The sequence below is a fragment of the Microcoleus sp. C2D2 genome (assembly GCF_036702495.1).
Classification (GTDB): domain Bacteria; phylum Cyanobacteriota; class Cyanobacteriia; order Cyanobacteriales; family Microcoleaceae; genus Microcoleus.
In genome coordinates this window covers 1-1,056 of record NZ_JAUBTO010000423.1, presented here as the reverse complement: position 1 = coordinate 1,056, position 1,056 = coordinate 1, and the positions used below count along the sequence as shown (strand labels likewise).

2 protein-coding genes are annotated in these 1,056 nt (G+C 46.1%); both read left to right on the top strand.

Annotated elements, in window-relative coordinates; genetic code table 11:
- A partial coding sequence (locus QUB61_RS39685) for an IS66 family transposase zinc-finger binding domain-containing protein (RefSeq protein WP_333136982.1) occupies positions 1-801 on the top strand: 801 nt, incomplete at its 5' end.
- Positions 770-1,056 (top strand): IS66 family transposase (locus tag QUB61_RS39680; protein ID WP_333136984.1); only part of this gene is annotated, 287 nt, incomplete at its 3' end. The genes QUB61_RS39685 and QUB61_RS39680, both read left to right, overlap by 32 nt.

The following is a 1,056-nucleotide window of genomic DNA, read 5'->3' as shown; positions in this document are numbered from 1 at the left end:
GTAGAAGTTCAGGGGGGTAGCTTCCGATGGCTCGAACATGATAGAGTAGGGGACATGGAAAAGACTGTGCCGGAACTAATAGCAGCAATCAGCCCTAGTGACTGGGCACTTGTGCCTCAAAGCATCCTCGAACTAATTTACGAATTAGTCCGCAGGACAGATAAGCTTGAGGAAGAAATGGCGCAACTGAGAACCGAAAATGAGCTACTCAAAGAACAGGTAGCCAGAACATCAGCTAACTCGTCACAGCCACCATCAAAGAATCCACAAGGGTTTAAGCCTAATCGGAAGGAGTCCACCGGAAAAAAACGGGGTGGGCAATTAGGACATATCGGAGCTCAACGGAAGCTATATCCAGAAGAAATGTGCCAAGAGGTAATCCATCATTACCCGCAGCAATGTAGTGGATGTGGAGCCAAAATAGATCAAGTAGGTAATCAGCCAGCCGACTATAGACATCAAATAGTAGAAGTTCCACCAGTACAGCCAATCATCACAGAACATCAGTTTCATCCAGTCACCTGTAATTGCTGTGGCCAAAAAAATCATGCAGCATCCATGCCTGAAATAATTAGAGGAGGTGGATATGGAGCAAGAGTAACAGCGTATGTAGGTCTATTGAGCAGTCAGTACCGACAATCTTACCGCCAAATTCAGCAACTAATGCAAGCAGTGTTCGGGATTGAAATGTCCATCGGCACTATTAATCGTTTACGGATAGAAGTAAGTGAAGCCGTCAGTGATGCGGTGACAGAGGCTCTTTCGTTACATCCAGCATTCACCAACGGTCGGAGTAGATGAGACTGGATTTAAGCAGCGCAATGGTGATGGTCAAAATGCAGCGAAGACTAGCGGTTGGCTGTGGGTGGCTGTAACGCCATTGATAATTTGCTTTCAGGTGATTTTAAGTCGGGCTAGTACTGCAGCTCAAACAGTCTTGGGTGAAGCATTTGCCGGATTTATCACCAGTGACCGTTGCCCTGCTTATAACTGGGTGGATATCAATCGCCGCCAAATATGTTGGGCACATCTCAAACGTGATTTTATTCAGATATC